The organism is Microbacterium sp. ARD31, from assembly GCF_031844425.1.
Window position 1 is genome coordinate 1 of sequence record NZ_JAUZVE010000020.1, and the last position, 16,175, is coordinate 16,175.

The 16,175-nt window shown below is 73.4% G+C and carries 18 protein-coding genes; 13 read left to right on the forward strand and 5 right to left on the reverse strand.

Going from position 1 to position 16,175, the window contains the following annotated elements; genetic code table 11:
• The 10 genes from Q9S36_RS31065 to Q9S36_RS31110 all read left to right on the forward strand — a co-directional run.
• Positions 1 to 130, forward strand: a 130-nt coding sequence (locus tag Q9S36_RS31065; protein WP_311288830.1) for a fasciclin domain-containing protein, incomplete at its 5' end; no start/stop codon positions are given.
• 33 nt (positions 131 to 163) lie between these two features.
• Positions 164 to 787, forward strand: coding sequence for an ECF RNA polymerase sigma factor SigK (gene sigK / locus Q9S36_RS31070; RefSeq protein ID WP_311288694.1), 624 nt, complete (start codon positions 164 to 166; stop codon positions 785 to 787).
• Positions 784 to 1,542, forward strand: a complete 759-nt coding sequence (locus Q9S36_RS31075) for an anti-sigma factor (RefSeq protein ID WP_311288695.1) — start codon at positions 784 to 786, stop codon at positions 1,540 to 1,542. Before sigK ends, Q9S36_RS31075 begins: the two co-directional genes overlap by 4 nt.
• The gene (locus Q9S36_RS31080) at positions 1,539 to 3,551 is read left to right on the forward strand and encodes a DUF1365 family protein (protein ID WP_311288696.1); all 2,013 of its coding nucleotides are present in this window, start codon (positions 1,539 to 1,541) and stop codon (positions 3,549 to 3,551) included. Before Q9S36_RS31075 ends, Q9S36_RS31080 begins: the two co-directional genes overlap by 4 nt.
• Positions 3,548 to 4,888 carry a cyclopropane-fatty-acyl-phospholipid synthase family protein gene (locus Q9S36_RS31085; RefSeq protein WP_311288697.1) on the forward strand — a complete coding sequence of 447 codons (1,341 nt, stop codon included), beginning with the start codon at positions 3,548 to 3,550 and terminating at the stop codon, positions 4,886 to 4,888. The genes Q9S36_RS31080 and Q9S36_RS31085 overlap by 4 nt, the downstream gene beginning before the upstream one ends.
• Positions 4,885 to 6,195 carry a cyclopropane-fatty-acyl-phospholipid synthase family protein gene (locus Q9S36_RS31090; RefSeq protein WP_311288698.1) on the forward strand — a complete coding sequence of 437 codons (1,311 nt, stop codon included), beginning with the start codon at positions 4,885 to 4,887 and terminating at the stop codon, positions 6,193 to 6,195. The genes Q9S36_RS31085 and Q9S36_RS31090 overlap by 4 nt, the downstream gene beginning before the upstream one ends.
• Positions 6,192 to 6,974 (forward strand): DUF1295 domain-containing protein, encoded by a 783-nt coding sequence (locus Q9S36_RS31095; protein WP_311288699.1) that lies wholly within the window; start codon positions 6,192 to 6,194, stop codon positions 6,972 to 6,974. The genes Q9S36_RS31090 and Q9S36_RS31095 overlap by 4 nt, the downstream gene beginning before the upstream one ends.
• A gap of 76 nt (positions 6,975 to 7,050) precedes the next feature.
• Positions 7,051 to 7,602: an RNA polymerase sigma factor gene (locus Q9S36_RS31100; RefSeq protein ID WP_311288700.1), complete on the forward strand. Its 552-nt coding sequence runs from the start codon at positions 7,051 to 7,053 to the stop codon at positions 7,600 to 7,602.
• A gap of 33 nt (positions 7,603 to 7,635) precedes the next feature.
• The gene (locus Q9S36_RS31105) at positions 7,636 to 8,265 is read left to right on the forward strand and encodes a hypothetical protein (protein ID WP_311288701.1); all 630 of its coding nucleotides are present in this window, start codon (positions 7,636 to 7,638) and stop codon (positions 8,263 to 8,265) included.
• Positions 8,266 to 8,463: 198 nt separating this feature from the next.
• Positions 8,464 to 9,015 (forward strand): protein-L-isoaspartate carboxylmethyltransferase, encoded by a 552-nt coding sequence (locus Q9S36_RS31110; protein WP_311288702.1) that lies wholly within the window; start codon positions 8,464 to 8,466, stop codon positions 9,013 to 9,015.
• 3 nt (positions 9,016 to 9,018) lie between these two features.
• On the opposite strand, the gene Q9S36_RS31115 is transcribed toward Q9S36_RS31110, so the two are convergent.
• Positions 9,019 to 9,396, reverse strand: a complete 378-nt coding sequence (locus tag Q9S36_RS31115; protein ID WP_311288703.1) for an MmcQ/YjbR family DNA-binding protein — start codon at positions 9,394 to 9,396, stop codon at positions 9,019 to 9,021.
• Between the two features lie 46 nt (positions 9,397 to 9,442).
• Between Q9S36_RS31115 and Q9S36_RS31120 the strand changes: the two genes are divergently transcribed.
• Genes Q9S36_RS31120 through Q9S36_RS31130 form a run of 3 tightly spaced genes read left to right on the forward strand, consistent with a single transcriptional unit; the run spans position 9,443 to position 10,843 of the window.
• Positions 9,443 to 9,922 carry a cupin domain-containing protein gene (locus Q9S36_RS31120; protein WP_311288704.1) on the forward strand — a complete coding sequence of 160 codons (480 nt, stop codon included), beginning with the start codon at positions 9,443 to 9,445 and terminating at the stop codon, positions 9,920 to 9,922.
• A complete protein-coding gene (locus Q9S36_RS31125) occupies positions 9,919 to 10,371 on the forward strand; it encodes an AraC family transcriptional regulator (RefSeq protein ID WP_311288705.1) in 453 nt (150 codons plus the stop codon). Before Q9S36_RS31120 ends, Q9S36_RS31125 begins: the two co-directional genes overlap by 4 nt.
• 10 nt (positions 10,372 to 10,381) lie before the next feature.
• Complete coding sequence (locus Q9S36_RS31130) at positions 10,382 to 10,843, forward strand: VOC family protein (protein ID WP_311288706.1); 462 nt, start codon at positions 10,382 to 10,384, stop codon at positions 10,841 to 10,843.
• Between the two features lie 69 nt (positions 10,844 to 10,912).
• Here the strand turns inward: Q9S36_RS31130 and Q9S36_RS31135 are convergent, their stop codons facing one another.
• From Q9S36_RS31135 to Q9S36_RS31150, 4 genes are read right to left on the reverse strand one after another with little or no spacing between them, the layout of a single operon-like run.
• Positions 10,913 to 12,073: an acyl-CoA dehydrogenase family protein gene (locus Q9S36_RS31135; RefSeq protein ID WP_311288707.1), complete on the reverse strand. Its 1,161-nt coding sequence runs from the start codon at positions 12,071 to 12,073 to the stop codon at positions 10,913 to 10,915.
• A 44-nt stretch (positions 12,074 to 12,117) separates the two neighbouring features.
• Entirely contained in the window at positions 12,118 to 14,049 is a 1,932-nt protein-coding gene (locus Q9S36_RS31140) for a biotin carboxylase N-terminal domain-containing protein (RefSeq protein ID WP_311288708.1), read from the reverse strand.
• Complete coding sequence (locus Q9S36_RS31145; protein ID WP_311288709.1) at positions 14,046 to 15,701, reverse strand: acyl-CoA carboxylase subunit beta; 1,656 nt, start codon at positions 15,699 to 15,701, stop codon at positions 14,046 to 14,048. The genes Q9S36_RS31140 and Q9S36_RS31145 overlap by 4 nt, the downstream gene beginning before the upstream one ends.
• Positions 15,698 to 16,168 carry an SRPBCC family protein gene (locus Q9S36_RS31150; RefSeq protein ID WP_311288710.1) on the reverse strand — a complete coding sequence of 157 codons (471 nt, stop codon included), beginning with the start codon at positions 16,166 to 16,168 and terminating at the stop codon, positions 15,698 to 15,700. The genes Q9S36_RS31145 and Q9S36_RS31150 overlap by 4 nt, the downstream gene beginning before the upstream one ends.
• Positions 16,169 to 16,175: the final 7 nt, after the last annotated feature.

The window sequence follows — 16,175 nt, forward strand, 5'->3', positions numbered from 1 at the left end:
CGACATGATCACCGTCGAGGGCTCGGGCGAGGACTTCACCGTCGACGGCGCCACGGTCGTGTGCGGCAACGTGCAGACCGCCAACGCCACGGTCTACCTGGTCGACCAGGTCCTGATGCCGCAGATGTGACCCGTCCCGACGACGCACGGCAAGGATGCTGACGTGGACCACGTGAGGCCCGTACCGGACGGGGCGCCCGTGGGCGTCCCGTCCGGGGGCTCGCCCCCCGGCGCCCCCGGCGCCACCGAGCTGGCCGAGCTGCTGCAGCGGTCCGCGCGAGGTGACGAGGCGGCGTTCGCCGCCTTCTACGACGCCACCTCGGCGCGGGCGTACGGCCTCGCGCTGCGGGTGGTGCGCAACCCCGCGCACGCCGAGGAGGTCGCCCAGGAGGCCTACCTGGACGCCTGGCGCTCGAGCGCCCGGTACGACGCCGCGCGCGGCAGCGCGGCCGGCTGGTTCCTCACCATCGTCCACCGCAAGGCCGTCGACCGGGTCCGCTCGGTCGAGGCGGCCACCACCCGAGACGAGACCTGGGACCGCGAGTCCGCACCGGTCGACCACGACCAGACCGCCGAGGCTGCCTACGCGTCGCTCGAAGCGGCCCGGGTGCGCGGCGCGGTCGCCACCCTGACCGACGTCCAGCGCCAGGCCGTCGAGCTGACCTACTTCGGCGGCTACACCCACACGGAGGTCGCCGCCCTGCTGGACGTGCCGCTCGGCACGGCCAAGACTCGGATCCGCGACGGGCTGATCCGACTGAGAGACCTGATGGGAGTGGCATCGTGAGCGACCGACTGAGCGACCTGCACAAGCTCACGGGTGCCTACGCCCTGGACGCGCTCGACGACCTCGAGCGCGCGCGCTTCGAGCGGCACCTGGCTGCGTGCGAGGACTGCCGCGCCGAGGTGGGCGAGCTCCGCGAGACCGCGGCCCTGCTGGCGGAGACCTCCGCCACCGTCCCGCCGCCGTCGCTGCGCGACTCCGTGCTGGCCGGCATCTCGCAGGTCCGCCCGCTTCCTCCCGAGGTGCCACGGCCGGAGGAGTCCGCCGGGGCAGACCGTCCCGCCCGGGCCTCCCGGCGCCGCGCCTGGCTGCCGCTCCTCGTCGCAGCCGCGCTGGCGGTCCTCGTCGGCACCGGCGCGATGATCGTCCAGCCGTGGGCCGACGACACCCCGGGTCGCGGCAGCCTCACCGCGGCCGAGCAAGTGCTCCGGGCCGACGACGCGCAGGAGGTCTTCGTCGACCTCGGCGCGGCCGGCCGGGCGACCGTCGTCCGGTCGAAGTCGGTCGATCGTGCCGTGATCGTCACCGAGGACATGGTGGCGGCTCCGGCGGGCAAGGCCTACGAGCTGTGGTTCCAGACGCCCACTCAGGACATGGTGCCGGCCGGGATGATGCCCGAGGGCCCCGACCAGACCATGGTGCTCGAGGGTCCGGCCGCCGAGGCGATCGCCGTCGGGATCACGGTCGAGCCCGAGGGAGGGTCCCCGGCACCGACCACGAAGCCGATCGCGCTGTTCGACCTCAGCGAGGCCACGTGACCACGGACGGCGACCGGGCGGGACAGCGCCGGGTCGCCGTCGTCGGATCGGGTGTCGCGGGGCTCACCGCCGCGTGGGTCGCCTCGCGCACCGCGCACGTCACGCTCTACGAGGCCGACGCGCGCCTCGGTGGCCACGCCGACACCCACCGCGTGGCGACCCCCGACGGCGAGCTGGCCATCGACACGGGGTTCATCGTGCACAACCGGCGCACCTACCCCACGCTGCTGCGGCTCTTCGCCGAGCTCGGGGTCGCGACGCAGCCCTCGGAGATGTCGCTGTCGGTCAGCGACGCCGGCACCGGGGTCGAGTACGCCGGCGCCCTCGGGCCGCGCGGGCTGTTCGCGCGGCCGTCGTCGCTGGCCTCGCGCGACCACTGGCGGATGCTGGTGGAGATCCCCCGCTTCCACCGCAGGGCGCGCGCGCTGCTCGCGTCGACCCCCGAAGCGGCCGACGACCGCACGTTGCGGGACTTCCTGGCCGAGGGCGGGTTCTCGGCGTTTTTCGTGCGGCACTTCATGGAGCCCCTGGTGGCGGCCGTGTGGTCCTGCGACCCGGACCACGCGCTGGACTACCCCGCGCGCTACCTGTTCACCTTCCTCGAGCACCACGGCATGCTCGGCGTCTTCGGCTCCCCGCAGTGGCGCACGGTGACCGGCGGCTCGGCGACCTACGTGGCCGCGGTGGCGGCCGGCCTCGACGACGTACGCCTCGAGACCAAGGTGACCACGCTGCGCGAGCTCGCGGACGGCGTCGAGGTCACCGACGGCAGCGGTGCCACGACCACCTTCGACGCCGTCGTGGTCGCGACCCACCCGGCGCAGGCGCTGGCCATGCTCGAGCAGCCGACCGGGCTCCAGCGGGAGGTCCTCGCCGCCCTGCCCTACAGCAGCAACCCGGCGCTCCTGCACACCGACACCTCCCTGCTGCCCCGGGCCCGCCACGCCCGCGCGTCGTGGAACTTCCGCCGGCAGCGGGATGACGCGGGCGGCGTCACCGTCACCTACGACCTCACCCGCCTCCAGCGGCTGCCCACCGACACCCACTACCTCGTCACCCTCGGCGGGGAGGACCTCGTCGACCCGGCGACCGTGATCGACCGGATGGAGTACGAGCACCCCCTCTACACCCCGGAGTCGGTCGCGGCTGCGCGCCGCCTGCCGGAGATCCACACCCCGCGGATCGCCTTCGCCGGGGCCTACCACGGCTGGGGGTTCCACGAGGACGGCGCGCGCTCAGGACTCGCCGCGGCCACCCACCTCGGACTGCCGTGGCCACGGCCCGCCCACGTCGTGCCACAGCCGGGACGCTTCGACACCACGATCCGGCACACCCGGCGCACGCCGTTCGCGCGCCGCTTCGAGCACGCCTCGACGTTCTGGCTGGTCGACCTCGACGACCTCCCCGACCACGGGGTGCTGGCGCGCTTCGAGGCCCGCGACCACCTCGGCTCACCGGACCTCACCCTGCGCGAGAACGTCGAGGGGTTCCTCGCCGACAACGGCGTCACGCTGGGCGAGGGCGGCGGAAGGATCCTGATGGCCGCCCACCCGCGGTCGTTGGGCCACTGCTTCAACCCGATCAGCGTGTTCTGGTGCTTCGATGACGCGGGCGCGCAGGCCGGGGTCGTGGTCGAGGTCCACAACACCTACGGCGACCGCCACGCCTACCTCGTCCACCCCGACGAGCAGGGCCGCGCGCAGACCCCCAAGGCGATGTACGTCTCCCCCTTCCACGGCGTCGACGGCACGTACGACGTCGCGGTCCCGGTCCCGACCGACCGCCTGCACGTCGCGGTCACCCTGCGCGACCACTCGCAGCCGGGGACGGCCTCGCCGGCACCCTTCAGCGCCAGCCTCACCGGCACCCGCAGCGACGTCCCGCTGCGCCGGACGCTCGGCGCGACGCTGCGCGGGAGCGCACTGATCCGGGCGCACGGCACCTGGCTCTGGGCGCGCCGGCTCCCCGTCCGCCCCCGTCCCAGCCACCGCCAGGAGGGCGTCCGATGACCCTGGAGAAGACTCCCGGCACGGAGCAGGGGCTGCCCGCGCTCGAGCCCCTCACCCGCACCCCGCGCACCGCCGTGTCCGCCGCGGTGGCGCGACGGCTGTTCCGCAGCGCGGTGTCCCGGCTGGCCGTGACGGTGGTGGAGGAGCCCACCGGTCGACGGCTCGGCCGGGGCGGCCCGACGATGCGCGTGCACCGGCCCGACGAGTTCTACGCACGGGTGGGCCGCGACGGCCTGATCGGCTTCGGCGAGGCCTACCTGACGGGCGCGTGGGACGCCGAGGACCTCGCCGGCTTCCTGACGGTCCCGGCGGCGCGGATGGCCTCGCTCGTCCCCGAGTCGCTGCAGCGCCTGCGCGCCCTCGTCACGCACCGGACGCCCCGGCACCAGCGGAGCACCGAGGCCAACAGCCGGGCCAACATCGCCCACCACTACGACCTCTCCAACGACCTCTTCGCGCTCTTCCTCGACGAGACGCTGAGCTACTCCTCCGCCCTCTTCGACACCTCCACCACCCGCACGGCCAGGGGCCCGGGATCCGTCGGCGACCACCTCGTCGCCACGCCGCCCGAGCCCGTGGACGGCCCGGACGCGCGCGCCCACGCCCCCGACCTCGCCGAGGCCCAGGCGCGCAAGATCGAGCGGCTGCTCGACGCCGCCGGGGTCACCGCCGGCAGCCGTGTCCTGGAGATCGGCACCGGGTGGGGCGAGCTCGCGATCCGCGCCGCGCGCCGCGGGGCGAGCGTGCACACGATCACGCTGTCGGTCGAGCAGCTCGAGCTGGCCGAGCAGCGGATCGCAGCCGCCGGGCTGGCCGGGCGGGTGCGGGTCGAGCTGATGGACTACCGCTCGCTGGCCTCAGGCGGGGCGACGTACGACGCCGTGCTCTCCGTGGAGATGATCGAGGCCGTCGGCCACGAGTTCTGGGGCACCTACTTCGCGACCATCGACGGGGTGCTCGCGCCCGGCGGCCGGGTCGCGATCCAGGCCATCACCATGCCGCACGACCGGATGCTCGCCACCCGCGGCGGCCACACGTGGATCAACAAGTACGTCTTCCCGGGCGGCTTCCTGCCCAGCGTCGAGGTGATCGACGAGATCACGCGCGAGGAGACGAGCCTGCGCCTCGTCGACCAGCTCGAGCTGGGCAGCCACTACGCCGAGACGCTGCGGCGCTGGGACCGCCGCTTCCTCGCGCAGCGCGACGTCGTCCTCGACCTCGGGTTCGACGAGGTGTTCATGCGGATGTGGCACTTCTACCTGGCCTACTCGCAGGCCGGCTTCGCCAGCGGCTACATCAACGTCTCCCAGCTCACCTTCACCCGGGAGGACCGGTGACGAGCACCGCGCAGCGACGGGTCACCGACGCCGGGATCGCGCACCGCCTCGCCGCGGCCGTGCGCCCGTTCATCGGTGGCGACCTGCCCGTGCGCCTCCAGGCGTGGGACGGCTCGGTGGCCGGACCGGACGGTGCGCCGCTGGTGGTGCTGCGGTCGCCCGACGCGCTGCGGCGGCTGCTCTGGCACCCCGGCGAGCTCGGGGCCGCGCAGGCCTACGTCACCGGCGAGCTCGACGTGCCGGAGCAGGACGGCTGGGACCTGCAGTCCGCCCTGGCGCACGTCTTCGCGGTGGGCGCCGAGCGCGGCCTGTCCGGCGTACGGCTCTCGCCGCGCGCGCTGGTCGACGCGGTCCGCACCGCCGCCGGCCTCGGTGCGCTGGGCCGGCCGCCGGCCGCACCCCGGTCGCAGGCGCGGGTCAGGGGGCGGCTGCACAGCCTGGCGCGCGACCGGTCGTCGATCAGCCACCACTACGACCTCTCCAACGAGTTCTACGCAGCTGTCCTCGAGCCGCAGATGGCCTACAGCTGCGGCTACCACGCGACGCCCGACGTGCCGCTCGAGGAGGCGCAGCGCGCCAAGCTCGACCTGGTCTGCACCAAGCTCGGCCTGGAGCCCGGGATGCGGATGCTCGACGTCGGCTGCGGCTGGGGCTCCCTGTCGCTGCACGCGGCCCAGCACTTCGGCGCCCACGTCGTCGGCGTCACCATCTCGCAGGAGCAGAAGGCCTTCGTCGACGCCCGCATCGCCGAGCGCGGACTCCAGGACCGCGTCGAGATCCGGCTCCAGGACTACCGCGAGGTCCCCGAGCGCGACCACTTCGACGCCGTCGGCTCGCTGGAGATGGGCGAGCACGTCGGCGCCCGCAACTACCCGACGTACGTCGAGGTGCTGCGACGCTCGGTGAAGCCCGGCGGCCGCGTGCTGGTCCAGCAGATGTCGCGGCAGGGCGCCGGTGGCGGGAAGCACCCCGGCGGCGGTCCGTTCATCGAGTCCTTCATCGCACCCGACATGACGATGCGCCCGGTCGGCGAGACCGTCGCGCTGATCGAGGCCGGGGGGCTGGAGGTGCGCGACGTGCACGCCCTGCGCGAGCACTACGTGCTGACCGTGGCCGGCTGGATGCAGAACTTCGAGGCGCACCTCCCCCGCCTGCGGGAGCTCGTCGGCGAGGAGGTCGTCCGCGTGTGGCGGCTCTACCTCGTCGGCGGCGCGCTCGCCTTCCGCGACGGCCGGATGGGCGTCGACCAGGTGCTGGCGGTCCGCCCGGGCGCCCCGCACACGCTGCCACCCGTCCGGGACTGGTGAGCGCCGTGGCGCAGGTGCTGGTCGCGCTGCTCACCGCCGCTGTCGTCATGGGGTCGACAGCGGCGGTGAGCCGGCGCCTCGACCGGGTCGCGGTCGTCGACGTCGCGTGGGGGCTGTCGTTCGTCGCGATGTCCGTGGTCCTGGCCCTGGTCTGGCCGGACGCCCACTCGTGGCTCCTCGCCGTGCTCGTCACCGCATGGGGCGGCCGGCTGGCGTGGCACATCGGCCGGCGCTCGCGCGGCCACGGCGAGGACCCGCGCTACGAGGAGATGCTCGGCGGGCCGGGCTGGTCGTCCGGGGCCAGGCGGGTCCTCGGGAAGGTGTTCCTGACCCAGGCGGTCGTCTCGTGGCTGGTCGCCGCGCCGGTCCAGGCGGCGGCGATCGGAGACGTCCGCTGGTGGCCCGTGGTGTGGGTCGGCGTGGCGGTGTGGGCGGTCGGCGTGTTCTTCGAGGTCGTCGGCGACGCCCAGCTCGAGGCCTACAAGGCGCAACCGCGCGAGTCGCGCCCGCGCATCCTCGACACCGGGCTGTGGGGCTGGAGCCGGCACCCGAACTACTTCGGCGACGCCTGCGTGTGGTGGGGCCTGTGGCTCGCCGGGGGGCTCGCGCTCGGCTGGCTGCCCGGCCTGCTCACCGTGTGGGCGCCGGCCGCGATGACGTACTTCGTGCGCAACGTCACCGGCGCCAGGCTGCTGGAGCGGACGATGTCGCAGCGCCCGGGGTGGGAGGAGTACGCCGCCCGGGTGCCGCTGTTCGTCCCCCGCCCGCCCCGCGCCTGACCCACCGTTGGGGGATCCTCGCGCGCCGTGACGTTCGGCCCTGTCAGGGGTCGACCGGCTTCGGCACACTCGGTCCGTGGCGAGGGAGGACGGGCTCGACCCTGCCGTCGCGGCCATGCGGGATGGTGACGAGGCGGCGTTCCGGCGCGTCTACCGTGCGGTGCAGCCGCCGCTGCTGCGCTACCTGACGGTGCTCGTCGGCGCCGCCGACGCCGAGGACGTGGCCAGCGAGGCCTGGGCGCAGGCCTTCCGCGACCTCGACCGGTTCGACGGAGACGCGGACGGGTTCCGGGGCTGGATCACCACGATCGCGCGGCACCGCGCCCTGGACCACCTGCGGCGCGCACGCCGGCGGCCGACGTCGGCGCGGCCCGTCGAGGGGATGGTCGAGCTTCCCGACCCGGCCGACGTGGAGGGCGACACCCTCGGCCGGGTGCAGTCGGAGGCCGCCCTCGCCCTCATCGCCTCGCTGCCGCGTGACCAGGCCGAGGCCGTCATGCTGCGCACGGTGCTCGGCTTCGACGCGCCCACGGCTGCGCGGATCCTGGGCAAGAGCCCGGGGGCGGTCCGGGCCGCCACCCTGCGTGGCCTGCGGCAGCTGGCCAGGCGGATCTCCGAGGAGGAGTAACACTTCCCGGCTCCGCGGCGCTGAAGGTGTGAGATGACCAGCGGGGGCCCACACCTGTCCCGCCGTGACGCCGAGCGGCTGCTCGAGGACCCGGCGGCGCACGGCAGCGCCCTCGGCACCGTCCTGGCCGCGGCCGCCGCACCGCCGCGGCCCGCCGAGCTGCGGCGCGAGCCGGCGGCCGTCGCCGCGTTCCACACCGCCCGCCTCGCCCCTGCCCCGGCCGTGCGGCACCACGTCGTCCCGCCCGAGAGGCTGGGCGGGCGTGGCGCCAGCCGTCTCGTCGTCGCCTCCGCGACCGTGCTCGCGCTCGCCGCGGGAGGGTTGCTGGTCGCCGACACCCAGTGGCTCGGCGACCTGTCCGGCGCGGTGTCCGGCGGGACGTCCCAGTCCGTCGCGGACGCGTCCGACGGCTCCTCGCCCACCGAGCCCTCGCCCGCCGACCCGCGCAGCACCAAGCCCCCGACCGCGGACAACCGCTCGCCCCGGTCGGCGGACCCGGCGCCCGGCTCCGGGCGGCTGCTCGACCGGGCCTGCCGGGACGTCCTGGCCGGGCGTGCGCCCGATCCAGCGGCCGTCCGCACCGTCCGCCGGCTGACCGGCGTCTCCTCCGGTCGGGCCGAGGTCGTCGCGCTCTGCCGCGACCTGCGCGAGGAGGACCGATGACTCCCGGGTGACACCTGGAGGCGGCTGCGTTCCGCGGACGACCCCCTCCCGCTCCCGTACGACCGACCTCCCCCGTCGGGAGTACGGACAACCCCCCGCATGCGGCGGGAGCACGGGCCTCCACAACGCACACCGGCAGCGGCACGGCCCACCCCACCCACCCGGGGCCGTGCCGCTGTTGCGCGTAGCCTCGGCGGTGTGGACGCCGTCGACCGGGCCTTCGCGGCCCACCCGCGTCAGGGCTTCCTGCCGCGGGCGGTCCGTCGCCGCGCGTCCTACGACGGCCCGCTCCCGATCGCGGCCGGCCAGACCAGCTCCCAGCCGCGCACGGTCGCCGACATGCTGCGGCTCCTCGACGTGCGCACCGGCCAGCGGGTGCTCGACGTCGGATCCGGCTCCGGGTGGACCACGGCACTGCTCGCCCACCTGGTGGGTCCGACCGGCGAGGTGCGCGGCGTCGAGCTGGAGCCGGAGCTCGTGCGCTTCGGGGGTGACAACCTCGCCGCGACCGACCAGCCGTGGGCCACGATCACGCGCGCCGCACCGGGCGTGCTCGGCGACCCCGGCGGGGCGCCGTACGACCGGATCCTGGTCTCCGCCGAGCCAGCGGAGCTCCCGCAGGAGCTCGTCGAGCAGCTCGCCGAGGACGGGCGGATGGTGATCCCGGTGGCCGGGACGATGCTGCTGGTCACCAACCCCGGTGCCCACGTGAGCGAGCACGGGTACTACCGGTTCGTGCCCCTGCGATGAGCCTCAGCGCGCCGGGCGCGCCACCTGCTCGGCGAGGGTCGCCGGCGCCTGGATGCAGTAGGAGTCGGTGAGCAGCTCGGCCAGCTCCTCCCAGTCGGTGTCGTCGTCGAGCAGCATGCCGATGGCGTTGCCGCCCCAGCCGGACCGGAAGTAGGGGGCACCCATGTGCTCGAAGGCGGCCACCTCGTCGGGCTCGCCGCGGAAGGTGATGCGGAAGAGCTGGTCCTCACCGCCGAAGACGTGCGCCACCGTGGCGCCGCCGACGCGCCATCGGGTGCCGGTCCACGCCGGCTCCATGCGGCACCGAGGCAGCGCCGAGAGCACGCGGTCGATGCGCTGCACCCACTCCTCCGGGACGAGCGGTCGGTCGGCGAGGGCCACGGCGCACAGCCTGCCACTCGCCGCCGACACCGGTTAGGTTCGTCGCATGAGCTACCCACCGGCGATCTACCACGGGGAGTCGGGCGAGGTGTCGGCCCGCCTGGTGCGGGGCGACGGCGAGCCCGCGCTGGTCTACCCCAACGGCAACAAGGTCTTCCACCTCGCCCTCGGATCAGGGACCGGGGGGACCTACGGCCTCTACCGCTGGGAGTTCGGCGGTCCGTCGAGCGGCCCGGGCGCGCACTTCCACCGCACGATCACCGAGTCGTTCTACGTCCTCGAGGGCACGGTGACCATCTACGACGGCCGCGAGTGGGTGAAGTGCCGCTCGGGCGACTTCGTCCACGTGCCGGCCGGCGGGCTGCACGGCTTCCGCAACGAGGACGGCGCGGCCAAGATGCTGCTGCACTTCGCGCCGGGTGCCCCGCGCGAGCGCTACTTCGAGCAGCTCGCCGAGGGCACGGCCGACATGACGCCCGAGGAGTACGACGCGTTCATGCGCGAGCACGACAACATCTGGGTGTGACGGTGGACCTGTCCGCGCAGGAGGACACCAACCGCCGGATGCTCCGGGCGCGCGACGAGATGGACCGGCGCTACGCCGAGCCGCTCGACGTGCCCCACCTGGCGGCGATCGCGCACCTGTCGCCCTCGCAGTTCGGCCGGGTCTTCCGGTCGGTCTACGGCGAGACCCCGCACCGCTACCTGCAGCGCCGACGCGTCGAGCGCGCGATGACGCTGCTGCGCCAGACCGACCGGGCGGTCACGGACGTCGCCTGGGACGTGGGCTTCGCCAGTCTCGGGACCTTCAGCCGGACCTTCAGCGCGATCGTGGGCTGCTCGCCCACCGAGTTCCGTGCCCAACACGAGCCGGTGCACGTGCCGAGCTGCTTCATCGCCGCGTGGACGCGCCCCCGCACCGGTGCCCCCACGACAGCGGTTTCGGAGAAGCGGCGGGGGTCGGACGCTGACTAGCGTCCTCGTCATGACCACCCACCACATCACCAGCCTCCACATCCGCAGCGTCCCCGTCCTCGACCAGGACGAGGCGCTCGACTTCTACACCTCGAACCTCGGCTTCGAGGTCCGCGACGACATCGACCTCGGCTTCATGCGCTGGCTCACCGTCGGCGTGCCCGGCCAGGACACCTCGCTCCTCCTCGAGCTCGTCGGCGGCCCCCAGCACGACGACGCCACCGCCGCCCAGGTCCGCGAGCTCGTCACCAAGGGCGCGCTCGGCGGGCTGTTCCTGCAGACCAGCGACGTGCACGCGACGTACGCCGCCCTCGTCGAGGCCGGCGTCGAGGTCACCCAGGAGCCGGTGGAGCAGCCCTACGGCACCGACTTCGGCATCCGCGACCCGTTCGGCAACCACATCCGGATCAGCCAGCCCAACGGTGCCTCCCCGCAGGACGTCCAGGAGCGTTACGAGTCCGCGGGCGCCTGAACCTCGCGTCCTCTGATCCGTCATACGTTCCCGAGCCGATGCGTTCGGGAACGTATGACGATGACCGCGTCAGTAGGACTTCGGCAGCCCCAGGCTGTGCATGGCGACGAAGTTGAGGATCATCTCCCGACTGACGGGGGCGATGCGGGTCGTGCGGGACGCCACGATCAGCCCGGCGACGCCGTACTCCTGCGTGATGCCGTTGCCGCCGTGGGTCTGCACGGCCGCGTCGACGGCGTGGACGCAGGCCTCGCCGGCGGCGTACTTCGCCATGTTGGCGGCCTCACCGGCACCCATGTCGTCACCGGCGTCGCACAGCGCGGCCGCCTTCTGCGTCATCAGCCTGGCCAGCTCCACCTCGATGTGGGCCTGAGCCAGCGGGTGGGCGATCGCCTGGTGCGAGCCGATCGGCGCCCGCCACACCGTGCGCTCCTTGGCGTACGCCGTCGCCCGGTCGAGGGCGTGCCGGCCGAGGCCGGTGGCGAACGAGGCGGCCATGATCCGCTCGGGGTTGAGGCCGGCGAAGAGCTGCACCAGCCCGCCGTCCTCGTCGCCGACGAGCGCGTCGCCCGGGAGGCGCACGTCGTCCATGAACACCTGGAACTGCTTCTCCGGGCTGACGATCTCCATCGCGATCGCGGTGTGCTCGAAGCCGACCGCGTCGGTCGGCACGACGAACAGGCAGGGCTTGAGCTTGCCCGTGCGCGCGTCCTCGGCACGGGCGACCACGAGGACGTGGGCGGCCTCGTCGACGCCCGAGATGTAGATCTTCTGGCCCTTGAGCACCCACTCGTCGCCGTCGCGGCGGGCGGTGGTGGTGATGTTGTGCGAGTTGGTGCCGGCGTCGGGCTCGGTGATCGCGAAGGCCATCGTGGCGGTGCCGTCGCAGATGCCCGGCAGCCACCGCTGCTTCTGCTCCTCGGTGCCGTAGCGCGCGATCACCGTGCCGCAGATCGCCGGGCTGACGACCATCATCAGCAGCGGGCACCCCTGCGCGGCGAGCTCCTCGCACACCGCGGCGACGTCGGCGATGCCGCCGCCCCCGCCGCCGTACTCCTCGGGGACGTTGATGCCGAGGTAGCCCGCCTTGGCGATCTCGAGCCACAGCTCGGTGGTCTTCTCGCCGGTGCGCGCCTTCTCGGCGAACCAGTCGCGGCCGTAGCGGCTGGCCAGCCGGGCGACCTGGCGCCGCAGCTCCTGGCGCTCCTCGGGCTCGGTGAAGGTGGTCATCTCATTCCTTTCGACGTGGTTTCGAGGCTCGCTGCGCTCGCACCTCAACCACCGGGTGACTGATCGACGACGGCCAGGACCTCCCCGGACGCGACCTGCGCGCCGGGCTCGACGTTGATCTTCGTGACCGTGCCGTCGTGCGGCGCCGTCACGGTGTGCTGCATCTTCATCGCCTCGAGCACGAGGACGACGTCGCCGGCCGCCACCTCGCGGCCGGCCTCGACCTTGACCGCCACGACCGTGCCGGGCATGGGTGCGAGCAGCGAGCCGCTCGCGACGGCGTCGGCCGGGTCGGTGAACCGCGGGACCTCGCGCAGGCGAACGGACCGAACGGGCCCGTCGACGTACACCTCCCGCGTGCCGGAGGTCCGCGGGGTGTCGATCAGTCCGTCGTACCGCACGGTCACCCCGTCGACCTCGAGCCGGGCGTGGACCGGTGACGCCTCCAGGACGATCGCTCCGTCGACGACGAACCCGTCGCGCGTGCCCCACCACTCGACCGGCTCGTGCCCCTCGAAGGTGGTGCGTTGCGGCTGGCTGGGGACGTTGCGCCAGGCCGCCGGGACGCCCTGCTGGACCGTACGACGTGCCGCGTCGTCCGCAGCCAGCATCAGCGCACCGGCGACGAGCGTCCTGCGGTCGATCGTCGTGGACCCGGGTGACGGACGCGACTCCAGCCACGTCGTGGTCATCTCGCCGCCCACGAAGACCGGGTCGGTGAGGATCTCGACCAGCTGGTCGCGGTTGGTGGTCACGCCGTGGATCCGGGCCCTGCGCAAGGCGGCGACGAGCATCCGGACCGCCTGCTCGCGGGTCGGCGCCCAGGCCATCACCTTGGCCAGCATCGCGTCGTAGAAGGTCGACACCTCGTCGCCGCTCGCGAAGCCGCTGTCCACGCGGACACCCGACGAGGGCAGGAGGCCGAACCGGCCGTCGGCGGGCAGGTCGAAGGTGACCAGCCGTCCGCTCTGCGGGGTGTACGACGCGTCCTCGGCGTAGAGGCGTACCTCGATCGCGTGACCGCCACGCAGCGGCAGGTCGCCGGGCAGCCCGGCACCCTCGGCCACGCCTAGCTGGAGCTCGACCAGGTCGAGGCCGCGGACCAGCTCGGTCACCGGATGCTCGACCTGGAGACGGGTGTTCATCTCCAGGAAGAAGAACCGGTCGGTGGCCGGGTCGTAGAGGAACTCGACCGTGCCCGCACCCCGGTAGCCGATGCCGCGCGCGAGCCGCTCGGCCGCCTCGCACATCGCCCGCTCGGTCTCCGCAGGGAGCCCCGGCGCGGGCGCCTCCTCGACGACCTTCTGGTGGCGGCGCTGCACCGAGCAGTCGCGGGTGCCGAGCGCGACAGCGGTGTCGGCGTCGGCGAAGACCTGCACCTCGACGTGGCGGCCGGCCTCGACGTACGGCTCGACGAAGACGGTTCCGTCACCGAAGGCGGACGCCGCCTCGGCGCGTGCGGCCTCGATCTCGGCGTCCAGCCGGTCGAGCGAGCGGACGACGCGCATGCCCCGGCCGCCGCCGCCGGCCGACGCCTTGACGAGCAGGGGGAAGTCGGCGTCCGTCGGGCTGTCGGGAGCCGAGAGCACGGGCACGCCGGCCGTCTCGGCGACCTCCTTGGCGCGGACCTTGTCGCCCATCGTCTCGATGGCCTCCGGCGGTGGCCCGACCCAGGTCAGGCCCGCGTCGACCACCGCCCGCGCGAAGTCGGCGTTCTCGGACAGGAAGCCGTAGCCGGGATGGATCGCGTCGGCGCCGGCCCTGCGTGCCGCGTCGATCAGGAGGTCGATGCGCAGGTACGTGTCGGCGGGCGCGTTGCCGGCCAGGCGCACGGCGTGGTCGGCCTCGGCGACGAACGGCAGACCTGCGTCCGCGTCCGAGTGGACCGCGACGGTCTCGATGCCGAGACGCCGGCAGGTCGTGAAGACCCGGCGGGCGATCTCGCCCCGGTTGGCGACGAGCAGTCGGCTGATCATGTACGGAACACCCCGAATCCCTGGGCGCCCTCGAAGGGCGCGTTCTCGATGACGCTGAGGCAGATGGCCAGCACGGTGCGGGTGTCGCGGGGGTCGATGACCCCGTCGTCGTAGAGCATCCCGGACAGCGCGTAGGGCAGGGACTGCTCCTCGACCATCGCCTCGACCATGGCGCGCATGCCGGCGTCGCCCTCCTCGTCGTACGCCTGGCCCTTCGCCTCGGCGGCCGCACGGGCCACGATCGACAGCACGCCAGCCAGCTGCGCCGGGCCCATCACGGCGGACTTCGCGCTCGGCCAGGTGAAGAGGAAGCGAGGGTCGTAGGCGCGGCCGTTCATGCCGTAGTTGCCGGCGCCGTAGGAGGCTCCCATGATCACGCTGAGGTGCGGCACCGAGCTGTTGGAGACGGCGTTGATCATCTGGGCGCCGTGCTTGATGATCCCGCCCTGCTCGTACTCCTTGCCGACCATGTAGCCGGTGGTGTTGTGCAGGAAGAGCAGGGGCGTGTCCGACTGATTGGCCAGCTGGATGAACTGCGTCGCCTTCTGCGCCTCCTCCGAGAACAGCACGCCCTGGGCGTTGGCGAGGATGCCGATCGGGCGCCCGTGCAGCTCGGCCCACCCGGTGACGAGCGAGGTGCCGTAGAGGGGCTTGAACTCGTCGAACGGCCTGCCGTTGCGCTCGCTGGTGCCGTCGACGATCCGCACGATCACCTCGCGCGGGTCGAACGGCTCCTTGAGGTCGGTCGGGATGAGGTCCAGCAGGCCCTCGGGGTCCGCGTCGGGCTCGGCGAAGGCCGGACCCGCCGGTTGAGCAGGGCCCCCCGGGCCCGTGTCGAAACCCACGGGTCCTTGGTTTCGACACGCTCGCTGCGCTCGCTGCTCAACCGGCGGCGCGGGCTTGCGGCGGTTCAGCCGCGCCACGATCCGGCGGCCGATGCGGATCGCGTCGTGCTCGTCCTCGGCGAGGTAGTCGGCGAGGCCGGAGACGCGGGCATGCATCTCCGCGCCGCCGAGCGACTCGTCGTCGGACTCCTCGCCGGTCGCCATCTTCACCAGCGGCGGGCCGCCGAGGAACACCTTCGCGCCGCCGCGGACGAAGACGGTGTAGTCGCTCATGCCGGGGACGTACGCGCCGCCGGCGGTGGAGTTGCCGAAGACCAGCGCGATCGTGGGCTGCTTGCGCGCCGAGGACCGGGTGAGGTCGCGGAACAGCCGGCCGCCGGGGATGAAGATCTCCTTCTGCGTGGGCAGGTCCGCGCCACCGGACTCGACGAGCGAGATCGTCGGGAGGTCGTTCTCCTCGGCGATCTGGGAGGCGCGGAAGATCTTCTTCACCGTCCACGGGTTCGACGCGCCGCCCTTGACGGTGGGGTCGTTGGCGCTGATCAGGCACTCCACGCCCTCGACGACGCCGATGCCCGTCACCACGGACGCACCCACGGTGAAGTCCGAGCCCCAGCCGGCCAGCGGCGACAGCTCGAGGAAGGCCGAGCCCGGGTCGAGGAGCAGCTCGATCCGCTCGCGCGCGGTCAGCTTGCCGCGCGCGTGGTGGCGGTCGACGTACTTCTCACCGCCGCCGGCGACCGCGGCCGCGTGCTGGGCGTCGAGGTCGGCGAGCTTCTCGAGCATCGCCTCGCGGTTGGTGGTCATGCCTCGAGCACCGCCTTCATCCGCTCGAGGGTGGTGCGCATCCCGCGCTGGTTCGTCCGACGGCGCAGCGGGCCGAGGACGAGCCAGTACAGCCGGGTCGGCAGGTTCGTGCCGAGCCGGAAGTACTCGGTCACCAGGGTCCCGCCGTCCCGGGGCTCGAGGCGGTAGCCCCAGTTGTTGACGTTGAGCTCGTCGGTGCCGACCGCGAACTCGAAGACCTCCTCGGGCTCGCACCTCGTCACCCGGCACAGGCTCCAGTAGGTCGGGCCGACGCCGTTGCGCTTCACGTGCCCCTTGAAGTACGCCCCCACCTCGGGGCCGGTCGAGCCGCGCGTCCAGCGCGCCTCGAAGGTCTCGGGGCTGAACTCCCCGATCCGGGTGACGTCGCTGACGAGGTCCCAGATCTCGGCGGGGGGCGCGTCCATCCACACCGACACCTCGTCGCCGAGGGAGGGCAGCTTGATCATCGGATCT